Source organism: Hominiventricola sp., assembly GCF_057604405.1.
The window spans coordinates 1-1,667 of record NZ_DBLYVB010000084.1; the positions used below are offsets into that span (position 1 = coordinate 1).

Genomic DNA, 1,667 nt, shown 5'->3' on the forward strand with positions numbered 1-1,667 from the left:
TCGGTTATATCCATCATCCTGTGATACTTGATGAACCTTCTGATGAACTCCAGTGTAATCTTTTTAATTTCACCGTGCAGCCTTTCCGTAAAGTCTATCGGCATAAAGAAAAGCGTATAATCCGGCCATTCATGGAAATGATAAATACAGAACTGGAGCTTGTCACCGATAAGTTCCAGATTTACATGATGAGATACTATGGAATCCAGTGCATTATATAGCAGGCATATTTTCTCTCTTGTGGAAGTCCTGCCTGTAGGATGGTATGGCAGCTTCACACCCAGGAGCTGCGCATACTTCATGGCTGAACGGTACAGGAAATCAAAATTCTCTTTGGTGGTGACATTTACCGTTACATCCCTGTCATTCTCAACATACAGATCGGGAGCGATGGAAGGTATTCTCGTGTTCAGAAAACCATGAGGCTTTCTGCGGGAGGGAGTTTTCTTTTCTTTCTGCTCCTGATGCCCCGGTTTATGTCCGTATTTTCGAGTTCCGATATGATAAGTCTGGCTAAATTTTCCAAAGCCCGTTCCGTAAGTTGTGTACATGTTTTTTTATTTTTACGTTGTCCTTTTTTCATGTCCTTACCCTTTCACTCCGATGGTTGTCTTGAATTCATATACTGCCCGGTCGTCTTCGATTTCCGGTCCGTGTACGGTTGCGGTGGTCAGTTCCGGATAGTTCATTGAATAGAAGTCCATCACTTCAGGCGGAGACATGTTTACGTTCGGATCGTCCAGTACGATTTCCTGACTGTTCTTCTTCATCTTGAATACTCTTTTCATTCCTTTAATTTCCAGTGCCATATTGTTTATTGTTTATTGGTTTTACAAATCATTTATTTTTATATATCAGCAGTATACCATTTCTACCTGTGCCTCATCCTTCATCCGGTACTCAGCCGGAAAATCCGGATATTCCGCATACGGGTCCTCTCTTAGAAGTTCCCTGTCATTCTCGTCTTCCGGATCGAAGCAGAATGTATCATGGGTTGTCGGTGCAGTCTGGTATTCCCGTCCGTTTCCGTTCTGTACCTGTGCCGTTCCGTTCGGTATATGGCCGTTTGTCAGCTGTTGTACCTGCTGTTGTGGATAAGGAACCGCCTCAGGCTGGTAAGCCTGCTGCTGCGGATAGGGCTGCATTGTAGCTCCTTGTGGCATACCTGTTCCTTGCATTACGGGGCGGTTTGGAGCAGGTTGGATATATGCTCCGTTCATTCCATATACCGGTTGAGGCATTCCCTGTGGAGCAGGCTGCATGACAGGTTCAGGATTCATAGTATGGGTCTGCTGCTCTGGGAATATGCTTGTTTGCATACCGGGCTGTGACTGACCGTTCATATTGCCTTGTGGTTGGGGAATTACCGGCTTCGGTTCCTCTGCCATACCGAACAGACTTCCTTCGCTGGCCTGTTTCTGTACTTCCTGCATCCTGGCATCAATCTCCTTCTGTTTTTCTGAAGGAGCCAGCACTCGTGCCTGTTTCAGCCATGTCATTGCTTCGGAGAACCTTTTTGCGGCAGTTGCATCATCAGCCTTCTTGAGGAGCTTTTCCATCTTTTCCCGTTTTTCCCTGGCTTCCTTTGATTCAGCCGGTACTGTTGGAGTTTTGGATGATTTGGCCTGTGATGTAGCCTTTTCTGCCTGTTTCTCGAAATTTTCCGC

The 1,667-nt window shown here is 46.0% G+C and carries 2 protein-coding genes and 1 pseudogene; all 3 read right to left on the minus strand.

The window, feature by feature from the left end; genetic code table 11:
• Nucleotides 1-551, minus strand: a 551-nt coding sequence (locus ACZMB2_RS14185) for a hypothetical protein (protein WP_487597193.1), incomplete at its 3' end; no start/stop codon positions are given.
• 36 nt (nt 552-587) lie between these two features.
• Complete coding sequence (locus ACZMB2_RS14190) at nt 588-809, minus strand: PRTRC system protein C (RefSeq protein ID WP_487597194.1); 222 nt, start codon at nt 807-809, stop codon at nt 588-590.
• 45 nt (nt 810-854) lie between these two features.
• Nucleotides 855-1,667, minus strand: a pseudogene (locus ACZMB2_RS14195) (hypothetical protein); the annotation flags it as partial.